This window comes from Kribbella sp. NPDC056345 (assembly GCF_042262745.1).
Lineage (GTDB): Bacteria > Actinomycetota > Actinomycetes > Propionibacteriales > Kribbellaceae > Kribbella.
Genome location: NZ_JBHJQQ010000020.1, coordinates 47,158 through 62,194 on the forward strand (window position 1 = coordinate 47,158; position 15,037 = coordinate 62,194).

Consider the following 15,037-nt stretch of genomic DNA (forward strand, 5'->3'; position numbering starts at 1 on the left):
GTCGCGCCGCAGAGCTAGTCCACCACGAGCCGCCAGGTGGTTGCCTGGCGGCTCGCTGTGTTGTCAGGAGGCGGTGATGACGTGGAGGTTCTGGCTCGGGTCGGTGGCGGTGGAGAGGGCGTTGGCGTTGCCGGGGTTACCGACGTGACCCCAGGGGGTCCAGGTGCCGTCGGTACGGCGGAGCCGGTGGTGGATCTGGTTGTTGTAGATGGCCGTCAGATGGAGGGTGGCGGTCTTGGGGTCGGCTGAGGCGGCGAGTTGGGTGAAGTTGCCGGCGGCTTCGCCGACTGGGCCCCAGCCGGTCCACTGGCCGGTCGTCGGGTTGCCGAGGCGGTGGTAGGGCTGGCCGTTGATCGTTGCGGCGACGTGGACATTTCCGCTCGGATCGATGGCGGCAGTGACGGCTGATGCGGTGCCGGTGTTGGCGAGCAGGGCCCAGGGGGTCCAGCTGCCGTCGACCTGGCGAACGCGGTGGTGTGCTTGTCCGTTGAAGACACCGGTGAGGTGAAACTGCTTGCGGGTCTTGTCGATGGCAGCGCCGATAGCGGTGAAGGTCCCACCTGCGAGGCCGATGCTGCCCCAGTTGGACCAGGTGCCGTCGGTGTAGCGGATCCGGTGCACGGTCTGGCCGTCGGCAATTGCGGCCACCTGGAGGTTCCCACCGTCGTCGGTCGCGGCGGTGACCCCGGTCGCCGTACCGGGAGTGCCGATCGCGGCCCACCCCGTCCAGGATCCATCGGAACGCCTGACGCGGTGCTGGATCTGGCCACCGGTGATCACCAAGGCGTGCGTGAGGTCCGGGGCCGCGGCGATCGCGGTATGGCTCACCGACGTGATCCCCAACTCGCCGTACGGTGTCCAGCCTCCGTCCGCAGTACGCAGCCGGTGCCTGACGATGCCACCGTCGGCCGCGATGTTGTCGTAGCGGATCGGCGTGAACGTGTTGGCTCGCTCAACCGACCACACATTCTGTTCAGGTGGCGTGCCGGTCGGTCCGGTGTGCTCCCGCACGATCGGCCGGGTCTTGGCCGCGTCGGCCCAGCCCACGAACAGGCCCATGTGTGACCCCGGCTTGTTCAGCGCATCGCCGGGTTGGAGGTCAGCGCGAGCGATCGTGTGCGACACGAGGTGGATGTCGCTGGTCGTGTACGACTGCCGCAAGCCCCAGGCCATGGAGACCATGCCCGAACAGTCAGTCCGGTACGAGCCGTACTGATTGGCATGGCACGCACTCTGGCTGTACGGAACCCGGGCATCGATCCAGCTCTGCGCACGGATCAGCGCCTGGCTGCGCGGCATGGACTGGTTGGTGGGATAGGTCGCGCAGTTGAAGAGCGGACCGAACTCTCCTGGTGAGGGTGATGGCGGTTCTGCGGCCGCTGCTGGTGCGACGAGCAGAACGGCAGCAGAAACGGCCGCTGCGAAGGCCGAACGAGTTCGTTTCATGCACGGAGGCTAGAAACGGCCACATTCCGTTCCCTGTCATTCCGCTGTCCTACGCTTTCACCCCACTTGTCGTCGACCTGGGTCGCCAGTTCGGCTGCATAGGTGCGGACCAGATCATGCATCTGGTACTGGCCAGGGTGAATCCGGCTCACCAGATGACATGCTTCGAGCTGGTCCAGCCGGCGTTCGGCGCCGTACACGGTGCTGTCGACGAGCGCCGCCGCCACAGGCGCACTGATCGAGCCCGCCGGCAGTAGACCGAGCCGCCTGAAGAGCCGCGCGTTCTCCGGCTCCAGTGCTTGGTACGACCACGACAAGACCTGCCGCAGATCGCCTTGCTCGTCGTCGGGGTCGGCGAAGACATCGAGTCTTCGTTTCTCGTCCCTGAGCGCGCTGACCAGCTGCGTGAACGGACGTCCAGGAATGCGGCCGGCGGCTTCGGCCGCGATGGCCAGAGCCAGCGGCAGGCCTGCGCACCGCGCGGTCAGCTCGGTGACCGCGGCCGTCTCGGCGGCGACGCGGTCGGCGCCGACCGCGTCGATCAGCAGATCGACGGCGTGACCGGCCGGGAGCGGCTCGATCGGTAGCCGGACAGCGCCGGCCGGTCCGAGCGATCGCAACTGGTTTCGGCTGGTGATCAGTGTCAGGCTGCCGGACGCAGGCAGCAGCGGCCGGACCTGCTCGGCGTTGCGGGCGTTGTCGAGGATCAGCAGCAGACGCCGGTCAGCTGTCATCGTCCTGAACAGAGCCGCCCGATCGCTGGTCTCCGGCGGAATCTCGTTCGCCGGCACCTGAAGCGATCGCAGAAAGGCCGCCAGCGCTTCGCCCGGCAGCACCGGTACGTCGGTCGCGAACCCGCGCAGGTCGACGAACAACTGACCGTCCGGGAACTGATCCCGGACCGTGTTGGCCCACCGGACGGACAAGGAGGTTTTGCCCACACCACCAGGCCCGGTCAGGGTGACGATGGTCGGCCGGTCAGCCCGAGCGTCCGTCAGTAGTTCGTCCAGCCGCTGCTGCTCCACCGCCCGGCCGGTGAACGTGCGCAGGTACGGCGGGAGCTGCCGTGGCGCACCGTTGTCCACCAGGACGGCAGGGGTGGCGGGCTGGGCGGTTCGGGGCGCAACCAGGAGGGCGAACTCCTGCTGGAGGGCCGGCGCTGGGTCGACACCGAGTTCGTCGGCCACGATGGTGCGGACCTGTTCGTAGCATTCCAGAGCTTGGGCGGTGCGTCCGGTCAGCCGCAGTACCGTGAGCAGCCGAACCCACAAGGGCTCCCGCAACGGGTGCCGCGCGGTGAGCTCCTGCAGCTCGGTCGGCAGACCGCCGTACCGGCCGGCGGCGAGGTCGAGGTCGATCCGCTGCTCAAGGGCGGACAGGTACAACTCGGTAAGTCGGGCCGCCTCGCCACTGGTGAGCCAGTCCGGAGCCTCCACGCCAGCGAAAGGAACATCCCGCCAAAGCCCGGCCGCGGTCTCGAGCATCCTCCGCTTGCGTGTGTCGTCGCTCTGGTACTGCGCCTCGCGGACCAGGGTCGCCAGGCGGATCGCGTCGACCTGATCGGGCTCGACCCGCAACCGGTACCCGTACGGCAGGGTTTCGAAGGCGTCGTCACCCAGAAGCCGCCGCAGCCGGGCGATGTAGGTGTGGAGGGTCGGCTTCGCCCGGTGCGGCAACTGCTCGCCCCACAACCGGTCCGCGATCACCTCGACCGGGATCGGGGTGCTGGGCGACAGCGCCAGAATCGTCATCAGGGCGGCCAGCCGGCGCCCCGGCAGCTTCGTCATGCGCCCGTCCAGAACGATCTCCAACGGACCGAGCAACCGGATCTCCAGCACTGGACCACCCCCACTCTCAGCCGCCTGACCGGAGTCGTCTCCGAGTGCCGGCGGAGAGTTACGGACAGGTTGTATCCAACTTACGGACAGCCTGTATGTAAGTCAACCGATTAGCGAATCAGGAGCCCGGCGACCAGTGCGCGGAGCGCTCCGCGGGCCTCCTCGACCGCGGCATCACGGTCGCCGGCCCGAGCGGCGTACAGGGCAGCCTCGTCGAGAGCGCCGGCCACGACGTGAGCCAGTGGCCGCACCGGCTGGTCGGCCACGAGTCCGGCATCGATGAGGGATTGGAGCACTCTCTCGACATTGCCGACGCCGTAGCGGAAGCAGATCTCCCGCCATCGCTCCCAGCCGAGCGCCGCCGGGGCCTCGATGAGCGCGATGCGATGCACCTCGGGCTCGGCGCAGGCCGCGAGAAAGGCGTCGATGTTGGCGCCGATCATCGCGTCGACATCGGTCGGGGCCGCGGCCTCGATCTCGGCGGCGATTCGCGTCTGAATCTCCTCCTCGACCTGCTCGACCACAGCCGCGAACAACTCCTCCTTGCCCGCGAACTGGTGATAGAGCGCGCCCCGGGTCACCCCCGCGGCACGGGCGATCTGATCGGTCGAGATCGCGGCGTACCCGTACTCGGCGAAGAGTGGGCGGGCAGCCACGACCAGCGCCGCGCGCGTCGCAGCGGTGCGCTGGGCCTGAGTTCTCTTGACTTCCATACAACCTGTCCGTAAGTTGGATACAACCTGTTCGTAACCTTACCTCGGAGGAGCCATGGGGGCCCGTACGACGTACCGCGAGGCCGAACTTTTCGCCGGCCCGATCACCTACCGGCAGTGCGGGCCCGACGACGGCCGGCCGGTCGTCTTCGTGCACGGATTCCTCGTCGACGAGACGATGTGGGCCGATGTGCCCGAACGACTCGGCGACCAGGGTTTCCGGGCCATTGCGCCGACCTGGCCGCTGGGATCGCACCGGACGGCCATGAAGCCGGACGCCGACCTCTCCCCACGGGGCATCGCGCGGGTCGTGCTGTCGTTCCTCGACGAACTGGATCTCCAGGACGTCGTACTGGTCGGCAACGACACCGGCGGGGCGGTCTGCCAGTTCCTGCTCGATACCGATGCCAGCCGCATCGGCGCTGTCGTACTGTCCAACTGCGACGCCTTCACCACGTTCCCGCCCGCCCAGTTCAAGGCGGTGTTCAGCGCGGGGAAACATCCCTGGCTCGCGGGCCTGATCCTCAAGTCGATGCGCTGGCCCGCGCTGCGGCACTCACCGCTCGGGATCGGGCCGCTGGCCAAGACCTTCAACCCCGACCAGACCGCCGGGTGGTTCGCGCCGAGCATCGGCAACCCCGCGATCCGGCAGGACATCGCGCGGTTCCTGCGGCACGTCAGCCCTGCCGAACTGGATGGCGTCTCCACCCGTCTCGACCAGTTCGAGGGACCAGTGGCTGTCGTCTGGGGCGAAGACGACCGGGCGTTCCCACCGAAGCTGGGCCAACGGCTCGCCGCGGCCTTCCGCGACGCCCGCTTCGTAGCCGTTCCAGACGCCAGAACCCTGCTGTCCCTCGACGCACCGGCACGCTTCGCGACCGAGATCGCCAAGCTGGCCACCCGCCCGGCCTGACAACACCGAGGCTTTCCATACCCTTTGGTATGGTACTGGGTATGAGGCTCACGGCGTGGCGGCTCGTTGTCGGTTATCTGGCGATGGTCGCCACCGTGCCGTACCTGGCGCTGAAGATCAGCTGGGTGAGCGGGGGCACGATCGGGATGAACGATCCGGCGTACTTCGACACCACGACCTATCAGATCGGCAACCTGGTGACCATCGGTATGGATGCCGTCGCGGTGGCCGTCGCCGCGGCGTTGACCTTCCGCTGGGGGCAGCGCATTCCGGCCTGGCTGGTGCTCTTCCCGATCTGGGTGGCGACCGGCTTCCTGGCTCCGATCGCCGTACTGACCTTGTTGCCCTCGGCATCGAGCAGTGCGACCACGCAGGCGGTCGAACCGTTGGCGAACTGGGTCTTCACAGTGGTTTACGCGGGCTTCGCCATCCAGGGTGTGCTGCTGATGACGGCGTTCGTGCTGGCGGCAGTCACTCGCTGGCCGAGCGTGTTCAGCCAACGCCTCGCCGGCGCACCTCGCAGTACGGCGCAGACCTTGTTGCTGCTGATCACCGCGGCAGCCGTCTTGCTCGCGACTGTGGTGGCCGGATTTCAATGGGCATGGGCATTCGGGGTCCGGACCGGGCTGCCGGATCAGCTACTGAAGGACGGTGACGTCACTGCACGGCTGTCCTACTTCGGCGGGTACGGCGTGTTCACACTCACCAGCATCGTCGGCGTCACCCTCTTGGCGGTCAGGAAGCCGGAGCGGACGCGGTTGTGGATCCCGCTGGCGGCGACCTGGCTAGGGTCGAGCGCCATGTTCGCCTGGGGTTCCTGGCAACTGGCCACGATGACCGCACAGGCCGAGATCACCACCCCCGGCTACCAGCTACTGACCTTCCTCCAGGTGCTGGCCGGCGTACTGATGGCGATCGTCGTAGCCTTCATCATGAACGAACGCTACGGCGCGGATCACCCCAGTTCCACCAGCACGGCTGCGTGATCCGAAGGCCAGACACCGGCAACCGGCTCATCCGCGACCACTGCGGCGGACCTGATGCAACCGAGTTGGCCGTTGCGGGGTAGCCCTACGTGCACGTAGTCGATGCGGGCGTCCGGCTCCATGGTGGCGGCCACGTGTGGATTTCGGCGCTGCCAGGTCAGGCCGGGGTCAGCTCTGTCGGCGTAGCGCCAGGCGTCGACGAGCACGAGCCCAGGAACGACCGGTGCAGTGAGATGACCGCCGAGCAGCCGCAGCTCGTCGGACTCGGGCTCAGCATTCAGGTCGCCGGTCAGCACCGGCGGGTACGCACAGTCCCCCGACCGCTCGGCGATCAGTCTGCTGATCACCGCGACCTGCTCACACCGGTCAGCCGACGCACCGACGGTCGAGGTGAGCTGCGTGGTGAAGAACGGCATCGTTCCGCCCGCGCATTCGATCCTCGCGAAGAGCGCCGTACGGCCATCATCACCAGGCAGGTCAACAGCTGCCGTCTCCGCGATCGGCCAGCGGCTGAGAACAGCGTTGCCGAAGCCGACGTTCGAAGCGCCGATCCTGCGCTGCCACGCTTCGGGCGCCGGAGATGGTGCATACGCCCAGTGGTAGCCGAGGTCGGCCGCCAGCCAGCCGGCGAGGTTCGCACTTCCGTCGTCCCAGACTTCCTGGAGCCCGCAGATATCGGGCTGCGCCTGGTCCAGCACCTGACGGATGGCATCGCGACGGCTCTGCCAGTCACCGAAACGCCACCAGAGATTCCACGTCATCACCTGAACCACGTACCGCTCCGATCCACCTGGGCGCGCCGAACCATACGGTACCGTCTTGTCTTGTCGGCGATGGACTCTTGATCCTCTGAGGAACGATGGCAAGCAAACGGGACTGGCTGGACGCGGGATTGTCGATCCTTACCGAGGACGGTGCACCGGCCCTGACGATCGAGCGGCTGGTGGGCATGCTCGGTCTGACCAAGGGTTCGTTCTACCACCACTTCGGCGGTATGCCGGGCTACAAGACGGCCTTGCTGGACCTCTACGAGCAGGAGTTCACCAGTCGCTTCGTCGAGGCTGTCGACGACGCTGCGGCCACGCCGCGGGCGAGACTGGACGCCCTGATGAAGCTCGTCGTGAACGATCGCCGGCCCGATCCTGAAGTCGCTATCCGCGCGTGGGCGATGCAGGACGCCGAGGTCGAGCAGGTGCAACGCAGGATCGACAACACCAGGATGAAATACCTGCGGGCCCAATGGCTGGAGCACAGCGGAGACGCGACCGAGGCCAAGTTCATGAGCCAGCTGCTCTATCTCTCCCTCATCGGAGCGTTCCACGTTGTCCCACCGATCAAAGGACGGGCCTTGCGCCAGCTGTTCGAGTTCGCCATGAACGAGGTCCCGGCCAGGCAGCCGAAGAGTTCGTGAGCACTGGCCCTGTCGGCTGAGATATTCAGGTGTGCGGAAAAGACTTGCGGCGCTGACAGTTCTCGGCCTCGCGCTCGTCGGATTGGGCATCGCCACGAAGAAGGCGGTGCCCTACTACCCGGGCGGTTCCGACATCGTCAGGCTCTCGGCGGACTACGACCTGAAGCCGGACGGCACCCTCGAGGTCACCGAGACCATCGACTACAACTACGGTCACCTCGGCGATCCCCTCGCCAGGGTGATTCAAGTACGCCGCCCTGCCACCGACGACCTGTACGACAGTGTGAAGACCCCGGGAACGGACCGGATCTGGAAGGTCTTCGACGTCACCGCCACCGATTCGACGGGAGCCGAGGTTGCCGTCGACCTGCGGGAGATGGATCCGTTGCTCCCGCCACTCACCCCCACCGGCATCGACGGCTGGAACAGCCGGCTGTCGGATCTCCACATCAAGGTCGGCGATTCACTCCCCTACGTCACCGTGCATGCCACCGATACCAAACCTGTGACCCGAATGGCGAGATTCGTCGTCCGCTACAAGGTCCGCGGTGCGCTGGAGCGGACGAGCAGCGGCTACGAACTGAACTGGCCGGACCGGCGCCGGGTGGCCTCAGGGCAGCAGCTCGACTACATCGGCGTACCAGTGGTCGACACCCGGCTGACGACTCCGACCGGTCCGATCAACCCGACGTGCTCAGGCTACCGAGACGATGGTCCCAAGTGGGCAGCGGCGCCTTGCTCGACGTCGACGAAGACCACCCGCGAGACCGTCTTCACCAACGGGCAGCAAGACGCCACGATGACCGTCGCGGCCGGCGTTGCCGGTGACGGCTTCGCCGAAGGCACCGCCTTGTACGACGACTCACCGGCACCCGTCTCCGTCTGGATCCGCTGGCTCCTTGTCGGCGCAATGCTGGTGACAGTCGTGGCGGTCGTCGTCATCTGGCGCCGGCGCAGCCGCCCCGAGGACTAGTCCGCTCGGTGCCGACGCCAGTAGTCGACCGTCACCGCGAGCAGCAACGGCCCCCAAGCCACGTGAGTCAGCAGGCCCACCAGTGCGATCGTCTCCCACCAGCCCGAGCTGAACTCCACCCGATCGCCAAGTAACCACCTGATCAGGTCGCTGATCCACAGCACCGAGAACGCGAGGCCCCCGATCGCGGCGGCGGCCGCGACCACCCGGGGATCCGCGCGGACGCCGCCGACCCACGGCAACCATCGCGGCACCGTTTCTCCCCAGGGTTCGACGAGGCCCACCGTCAGGACCGCAAGGACCTCGATGACCACGATCAGGCCGAGCGTGTACGGAACCGCCCACCAGGCCCAGGGCGGCGCCGATGGATCCACCATGCCCATCGAGAACCCGAACGCGAACGGAAGCCGCCACAGCGCGGTCGGCAGGATCATCCACGGTACGGCGTACGCGCAGCGCACCGCCCAGCGAGCCGGTGGCCGGGCGACAACCTGGAGCGGTGGGCGAGTCACCCCAATACCATACCCAATGGTTTGGTCGGCCGGGTCGCGCGGCGGATGTTCGCCAGGCCATTGCCAGCCGCGACGGCGTACCACACACTGTTAGCGCTAACTGTCCTGCGCCGCCCCACGTAAGGATTCCGTTGATGCGCTCGATTCCGCCCCGAACTGCGCGCGCCGGCCGGCGATTCTCGCTGACCGCTCTCGCCGCTGTACTTGTCTCAGTGGTCGGCATCGTCGCCGTTCCATCGGTCGCCTCGGCTGCTGGTCCTGCGCCGCACTACCTGATGACGGCGTTCACCAACAGCAGTGAGTCGAACATGTACGTGTACGACTCGGCCAACGCGACCAACTTCACCCAGGTCAGGGCCAACGCCTACACACCGCCTTCTGGGCTGATCCGCGATCCCAGCGTGATCAGGCACACCGACGGCTACTACTACATCGTCTACACGACGAACTGGACCGGCGACACGATCGGCTTCGCCCGCAGCGCGGACTACGTCAGCTGGTCGTTTCTGCGCAACGTCCGGGTCGGCCTCAACGGCGCCACCGGCAGCACGTGGGCGCCGGAGTGGTTCAAGGACTCCGACGGAAGCGTGCACGTGATCTTCTCCGCGTCCACGACCGGTACGGCGGGTCAGTTCCGGCCGTACCGGATCACCGCGACGAACTCGGACCTGTCGGCGTGGAGCAGCCCGGTCGCGCTCGGTATCCCGGCGAACTACATCGACAGCTTCGTGGTCAAGGTCGGCGGGACTTACCACAACTTCCTCAAGAACGAGACCACGAAGTACATCGAGCACGCCACGGCCACGTCGCTGAACGGGCCGTGGACGTTCGCCGGCACCAGCAACTGGGCGGGCTGGGGTTCCGGGCTGGAAGGGCCGGCGGTCGTGCGGCTACCCGACGGCCGCTGGCGGATCTACTTCGACCAGTACGGTCAGCGGCGGTACTACTACGCCGACAGCGCGAACCTGAACTCCTTCGGCGGCAAGGTCGAGATGCCCGGTCTATCCGGAGTCGCGCGACACTTCACCGTGTTGCGAGAGGACTCCGGCGACAGCACCGCCGTACCGACAGGTAATCGGTCCCTGCGCTCGGTAAGCCACACCGACCGCTACGTCCGGCACCGCGACAACCTCGCCTACGTCGAGCCGGTGAGCTCAGCCAGCAGCCTGACGGTTCGCCAGGACGCGACGTTCACCATCGTGCCAGGACTGGCGAACAGCAACTGCTACTCGTTCCGTTCGCTGAACTTCCCGGACCGCTACCTACGGCACTACGCCTTCCGCGTCCGGCTGGAAGCCAATCCCGGTGACTCGTCATTCGCCCGCGACGCCACCTTCTGCGGTCGCGCCGGTCTGGCCGGCGGTACGTCGTTCGAGTCCTACGCTCATCCCGGCCGCTACTTGCGCCACTACAACTTCGAGGTGCGCGTCGACTGGCGCACCTCCGACGCGGCCTTCGCCCGTGACGCGTCGTTCACCCTTTCCGCACCACTGGCCTGAAAGGACACTGATCGCGCCGCTCCGCGCGAGCCAGGTCAAGGTTCTCCGAAGCTTTTTCGAAGGGCCGGCTGGTTGAGTCGCTCCACCGAGCAGGAAACAACGCCCTGAAGGAGCACATCATGAGCAGGTTGGTACAGATCGGCCGCGTGGTTGCCGGGACAGCCTTGGCTGCCTCGTCACTTGCTGTCATCAACGTCAGTTCGGCGTACGCGATCGACTGCAGTCAGTCCTTCGTCGACAACTCCCCGAACAGCACTCTGATCGCGAAGCCGAATTCGCCCTACCGCAAGGGCCCAGGGGCCGCGTGTGCCGAGGTGCCCGGCAGCCCCCGCTCCGGCCAGGCGAACGTCTACTGCTACAAGCTCAACGAGTTCGGCCACCGCTGGTTCTACGCGAGAGATCTCAGCGAGCCGCAAATCACCGGCTGGATCTGGGAAGGCAACACCGAGGGAATCGCCGGGGTCCAGCCCCGCCGCTGCGGGGCCTAGAGCGCACCTGCCCGGCCGTCGGATCATCGACGGCCGGGCAGTCCCGTCATCGGGGGTCGTCGAAGAGCGTGGCGAGGCGGAAGCGGAGGCGCCGTACCAGTGAGATCTTGAAGCCTGTCGGTGGCTCCGGTACGGCGTGGGTGTGGCCGGCGAGGGCCCAGCGGCGGTAGGGGGTGAGGGTGCGATGGTCCTCGACGTAGCCGCCGTCCGGCAGGCGGACGACCCGGCCGGTCTCCACCCCGTGCTCGGCGAGATCCAGGTCCGCTCGCTCCAGGCCGATGCAGATGCGGCGGGTCACCACCAGCGCGATCGGGGGGCCGATGATCAGCAGCACCTGGAACAGGTGGATGAGCATGTTGAAGGACCGGTGGAACGTGAGCGCGAGGGTGTCGGCGCCGGCGGCCGCCCAGAGGACGCCGTAGAAGACGATGCCGGCCACGCCGATCCCGGTGCGGGTCGGGTTGTTGCGGGGGCGTTCGAGCAGGTTCTGATCCGTGCGATCGCCGAGAATCCAGTCCTCGATGAACGGGTACGCCGCGAACCCGACGAGGAACAGAGTGCACAACGTGACCGGGAGCAGGACGGCCAACGTGAGAGTCCTGCCCCACAGCTCGATCTCCCACCCCGGCGTGAGCCGCAGGGCGCCGTCGAGGAAGGCGAGGTACCAGGCCGGGCCGATGCCCGCCGAGGCGTCCGCCGGGTCGGCCGGGCCGTACATCCAGATCGGGTTGATGGTTGCCGTGGCACCCATCAGCAACGAGATGCCGGCCACGAATGCGAACAGCCCGGCGCCCTTCACCGCGGCCACGATCGCCGGGCGACCGACGATGTTGCCGTTCGTCCGCCCCGGGCCCTCGAACTGCGCGGGCCGGTGTTTGAGCGCGAGGGCCGCGAGGACGATGAAGAGCACGATCATGACGGCGGGCAGTACGTACACGTGCAGCGGGTAGAAGAGCGCGATCACGTCGCCGGGGAACTGGCCACCGAACATCAGCGACGACAGCTCCGAGCCGATGAACGGGATCGACTTCACCACGCCGTCGATCACGGCGAGACTCGATCCCGACAGCATGTCGTCCGGGAGCGACGTACCGGTCAGTGCCGCGCCCAGCATCACGAGGAACAGCGTGAACACGACGACCCAGCTCAGCCGCCGCGGCCGGCGGAACCCACCGGTGAAGAACAGCCGCAAGAGGTGCAGCATGATCGCCGCCACCATCAGCAGTGACGCCCAGTGGTGAACCTGCCGCACCAGCAGTCCGCCGCGAACCTCGAAGCTGATCGCCAACGTCGAGTCCAACGCCCGCGACACGATCACCCCGCGCAGTGGCGCATACGGACCGTCGTACACGACCGGATCGAGCGACGGTTCGTACGGCACCATCAGCACCAAACCGCTGACCGACACCACAACGAAGCTGTAGAACGCGATCTGCCCGAACAACAACGACCAGTGATCGGGGAAAACCCTCCCCCGCAACCCGTCCAACCAGCGGCGCATCAGCTCGACCTCCCGCCACAGAGCCCTCTCAGCCGCAACCCGCGGCCATACACAGGACCCCGCGACCGGCCGCTTTGTGACGCCCTATGAGTCAAGTCACAGACTCGGTCTCGTAGTTTGGGTTCATGTTGATCTGGCTCAACGGCGCATTCGGTGCCGGCAAGACGCAGACGGCCCACGAACTGAACCGTCGTGTCTCCGGCGGGCACGTAGCCGATCCGGAACTGCTCGGCTTCGCGCTGCACAAGATGCTGCCCCCGTCACAGCGAAGCGACAGGACTTGCCACAATGGCGTACCAGTGTGGTCGCTACGCTTCTCCAAGCCGAGGCGGCCCACGAGGGACCGGTGATCGTTCCGATGTCGATCGTGCGCGACGACTACTTCGACGAGATCGTCGGCGGGCTGAGATCTCAGGGTGCCGACGTGAGGCACTACGCGCTGACTGCGTCGGCGGAGACGCTTCGCGCGCGGTTGCGGCATCGGTCCGCCTATGTCGTCGGCCGGCTGCTCAGGCGCGAGGAGACCTGGGCACTGCAGCAGGTCGACCGATGCGTTGCCGCGCTGGCCGAACCGCGTTACGCGACCCAGGTGCCCACCGATCACGCGACCGTCGACGAGGTCGTCGAGACCGTCGCACAGGACGCAGGCCTCACTCTCACAGCTCCCCGCCTGTCACCGCTCCGGCATCAGGTACGCCGCATCGCCGTTGGCCTACGCCACATTCGCCTCTGACCGACGCTCCTGAAGCGGCGGTTCGCCCACCCGCTTGAGGAGGAGCACAGCTACCCCAGCCAGTACAAGCAGGACGGGGATCGCGATAGCGGCGGTGAGCTGCAGCCCATCCGCGAACGCGTTTCGGGCGTGAGCGACAAGCTCATCACCGGCAGAGCCGGGAATGTGCTGGGCGGCCGCGAGAGTTGCCGGGAGTGTGTCTGCGGCTGCAGGGAGATGATCGGGGACCACGGGCGCCATCTGGTGGTGGTAGACCGCGTTGACCAGGCTGCCGATCAAGGCGATACCGAGAGCTCCACCCAGTTCCTGCGTGGTCTCCCCCACGGCCGCCGCCGATCCGGCCTGCTGGGGAGGAGCGGAACTGACGATCATGTCGATCCCGAGTCCGGACACCGGCATCAGCCCGGCGAACAGCAGGACCGAACCGGTCACGACGATCGGAAGACCGGCTGATGCGTCGGCTTGGGTGAGCACGGCGAAACCTGCGGCGGCCACGACCAGCGCGGCTCCGAAGACGTAGGCCCGGTCGATCCTGGTCGCTGCTGCCGACGCGACGAAGATCGCGACAGTGCCCGCGATCACCAGAGGCAGTCCCCACAGACCAGCCGTGAGCGGGGAAAGGCCCAGCACCAGCTGCATGTATTGGGCCATCAGGAACTGAGTGCCGAGCATGAAGATCACCGTGATGGTCAGCGTGCTCAACGAGACGGTGAAGTTCCGGTTGGAGAACAGCGACAGGTCCAGCAGCGGTTGGGTCAGCCGCCGCTGCCGACGGACGAATTGCAGGCCGGTCAACAGCCCGAGGACGATAGCCGCCGCGGGCACCCAGGCGACGCCATCCTTCGCCAATTCCTTGATGCCGTACACCACCGTCAACGCTGCGGTCAGCGACAGCACCGCGCTCGGCAGATCCAGCCGAGCCGGCCGCGGGTCGCGGTACTCCGGCAGCAGGATCGGACCGAGGACCACCAGCAGCACCATGACCGGAACCGCCGCCAGGAACACCGAACCCCACCAGAAGTACTCCAGCATGACGCCACCCACCAGCGGACCAACAGCGCCGCCTGCCATGAAGCTGGCCATCCAGATGGTGATGGCCATCGTGCGCTGCCGCGGATCGTGGAACATAACGCTGATCAACGAGAGCGTGGATGGCCCCAGCGCCGCCCCGGCGAGACCGAGCAGGGCCCGAGCGGCGATCAGTGTCTCGGCACTCGGAGCGTAGGCGGCCAGCACGGAGGCGACTCCGAACGCCGCCGCTCCGATCAGCAGCACCCGCCGCCGACCGACGCGATCGCCCAACGCACCCATCGGGATCAACGCACCGGCGATGAGGAAGCCGTAGATGTCGGTGATCCACAACAACTCGGAGGCACTGGGAAGCAGATCAGCACTGAGCCGAGGTATGGCCAGGTGCAACACGCTCATGTCGATCATCACGAGCATGGCGGGCAGCGCGAGGACCGCAAGCCCGGCCCACTGCCGCCACGTCGCCCGTTCAGCAACATCAGTACGCATCAGGTCTCCTTGACCGTCGGTGATGGGCATGTGCTCACCGTAGGAACCGGGCTTACTTTTGGTAAGGACCCACCTTCAGGTAAGCTCCCGGGCATGCAGGTAGGTGCCCAGGTGGCACGGGATCAGCCCGACCCGATGAGTGACGTGTTCAACAGCGACTGCCCCGGACGAACGGTGTTCACCCACGTGAGCAGCCGCTGGGGCATGCTGATCCTGGCCGCCCTGCGCAACGGGCCGTTGCGCTTCTATCTCCTGCGCGATCAGATCGGCGGGATCAGCGAGAAGATGCTGTCCCAGAACCTCCGCGACCTCGTCCGGGACGGCCTGGTCCATCGTGAGGTCGAGCCCGCCGTACCGCCCAAGGTCTCCTACTCCCTGACACCGCTCGGCGAAGGCCTCGCCGAAGCACTCCAGGGGCCTGCTGTCCTGGATCGGATCGCACACCGCCGACGTCATGGCTGCTCAGATCAACCACGACGAGCTCTCGGCCAAAGCGGGCCTACCGC

Annotated in this window: 14 protein-coding genes and 1 pseudogene; 8 read left to right on the forward strand and 7 right to left on the reverse strand. The window is 66.9% G+C overall.

Annotation, left to right across the window (positions count from 1 at the left end; translation table 11 throughout):
* Positions 1 to 63 precede the first annotated feature (63 nt).
* The 3 genes from ACFCV3_RS39445 to ACFCV3_RS39455 all read right to left on the reverse strand — a co-directional run bounded on the left by ACFCV3_RS39445 (position 64) and on the right by ACFCV3_RS39455 (position 3,997).
* On the reverse strand, positions 64 to 1,446 hold the full coding sequence (locus tag ACFCV3_RS39445; RefSeq protein ID WP_376039715.1) for a hypothetical protein: 1,383 nt from the start codon (positions 1,444 to 1,446) through the stop codon (positions 64 to 66).
* Positions 1,443 to 3,284, reverse strand: a complete 1,842-nt coding sequence (locus tag ACFCV3_RS39450; protein WP_376039717.1) for a BTAD domain-containing putative transcriptional regulator — start codon at positions 3,282 to 3,284, stop codon at positions 1,443 to 1,445. The genes ACFCV3_RS39445 and ACFCV3_RS39450 overlap by 4 nt, the downstream gene beginning before the upstream one ends.
* 110 nt (positions 3,285 to 3,394) lie before the next feature.
* On the reverse strand, positions 3,395 to 3,997 hold the full coding sequence (locus ACFCV3_RS39455; RefSeq protein ID WP_376039720.1) for a TetR/AcrR family transcriptional regulator: 603 nt from the start codon (positions 3,995 to 3,997) through the stop codon (positions 3,395 to 3,397).
* 55 nt (positions 3,998 to 4,052) lie between these two features.
* Between ACFCV3_RS39455 and ACFCV3_RS39460 the strand changes: the two genes are divergently transcribed.
* A complete protein-coding gene (locus tag ACFCV3_RS39460) occupies positions 4,053 to 4,910 on the forward strand; it encodes an alpha/beta fold hydrolase (RefSeq protein ID WP_376039722.1) in 858 nt (285 codons plus the stop codon).
* A 41-nt stretch (positions 4,911 to 4,951) separates the two neighbouring features.
* Positions 4,952 to 5,896, forward strand: a complete 945-nt coding sequence (locus tag ACFCV3_RS39465; RefSeq protein WP_376039725.1) for a hypothetical protein — start codon at positions 4,952 to 4,954, stop codon at positions 5,894 to 5,896.
* Here ACFCV3_RS39465 and ACFCV3_RS39470 read toward each other — a convergent pair.
* On the reverse strand, positions 5,866 to 6,657 hold the full coding sequence (locus ACFCV3_RS39470; RefSeq protein ID WP_376039728.1) for an endonuclease/exonuclease/phosphatase family protein: 792 nt from the start codon (positions 6,655 to 6,657) through the stop codon (positions 5,866 to 5,868). The two genes, ACFCV3_RS39465 and ACFCV3_RS39470, sit on opposite strands and share 31 nt — an antisense overlap.
* Before the next feature lie 98 nt (positions 6,658 to 6,755).
* On the opposite strand from ACFCV3_RS39470, the gene ACFCV3_RS39475 reads away from it, so the two are divergent.
* Both ACFCV3_RS39475 and ACFCV3_RS39480 read left to right on the forward strand, forming a co-directional pair.
* Positions 6,756 to 7,307, forward strand: coding sequence for a TetR/AcrR family transcriptional regulator (locus tag ACFCV3_RS39475; protein ID WP_376039730.1), 552 nt, complete (start codon positions 6,756 to 6,758; stop codon positions 7,305 to 7,307).
* A gap of 31 nt (positions 7,308 to 7,338) precedes the next feature.
* On the forward strand, positions 7,339 to 8,280 hold the full coding sequence (locus ACFCV3_RS39480; protein ID WP_376039732.1) for a DUF2207 domain-containing protein: 942 nt from the start codon (positions 7,339 to 7,341) through the stop codon (positions 8,278 to 8,280).
* Here the strand turns inward: ACFCV3_RS39480 and ACFCV3_RS39485 are convergent.
* Positions 8,277 to 8,792 (reverse strand): hypothetical protein, encoded by a 516-nt coding sequence (locus ACFCV3_RS39485; protein WP_376039734.1) that lies wholly within the window; start codon positions 8,790 to 8,792, stop codon positions 8,277 to 8,279. The two genes, ACFCV3_RS39480 and ACFCV3_RS39485, sit on opposite strands and share 4 nt — an antisense overlap.
* Positions 8,793 to 8,926: 134 nt before the next feature.
* Between ACFCV3_RS39485 and ACFCV3_RS39490 the strand changes: the two genes are divergently transcribed.
* Complete coding sequence (locus ACFCV3_RS39490) at positions 8,927 to 10,291, forward strand: glycoside hydrolase family 43 protein (RefSeq protein ID WP_376039737.1); 1,365 nt, start codon at positions 8,927 to 8,929, stop codon at positions 10,289 to 10,291.
* Between the two features lie 119 nt (positions 10,292 to 10,410).
* On the forward strand, positions 10,411 to 10,779 hold the full coding sequence (locus tag ACFCV3_RS39495) for a hypothetical protein (RefSeq protein ID WP_376039739.1): 369 nt from the start codon (positions 10,411 to 10,413) through the stop codon (positions 10,777 to 10,779).
* A 46-nt stretch (positions 10,780 to 10,825) separates the two neighbouring features.
* On the opposite strand, the gene ACFCV3_RS39500 is transcribed toward ACFCV3_RS39495, so the two are convergent.
* Positions 10,826 to 12,280 (reverse strand): cytochrome bc complex cytochrome b subunit, encoded by a 1,455-nt coding sequence (locus ACFCV3_RS39500; RefSeq protein WP_376039742.1) that lies wholly within the window; start codon positions 12,278 to 12,280, stop codon positions 10,826 to 10,828.
* 301 nt (positions 12,281 to 12,581) lie between these two features.
* Here ACFCV3_RS39500 and ACFCV3_RS39505 point away from each other — a divergent pair, with 301 nt between their 5' ends.
* Positions 12,582 to 13,013, forward strand: coding sequence for a hypothetical protein (locus ACFCV3_RS39505; RefSeq protein ID WP_376039745.1), 432 nt, complete (start codon positions 12,582 to 12,584; stop codon positions 13,011 to 13,013).
* Here ACFCV3_RS39505 and ACFCV3_RS39510 read toward each other — a convergent pair.
* Complete coding sequence (locus ACFCV3_RS39510; RefSeq protein ID WP_376039747.1) at positions 12,993 to 14,561, reverse strand: MFS transporter; 1,569 nt, start codon at positions 14,559 to 14,561, stop codon at positions 12,993 to 12,995. The genes ACFCV3_RS39505 and ACFCV3_RS39510 overlap by 21 nt on opposite strands.
* A gap of 174 nt (positions 14,562 to 14,735) precedes the next feature.
* Here ACFCV3_RS39510 and ACFCV3_RS39515 point away from each other — a divergent pair.
* A pseudogene (locus ACFCV3_RS39515) lies at positions 14,736 to 14,885 on the forward strand (winged helix-turn-helix transcriptional regulator); the annotation flags it as partial.
* Positions 14,886 to 15,037: the final 152 nt, after the last annotated feature.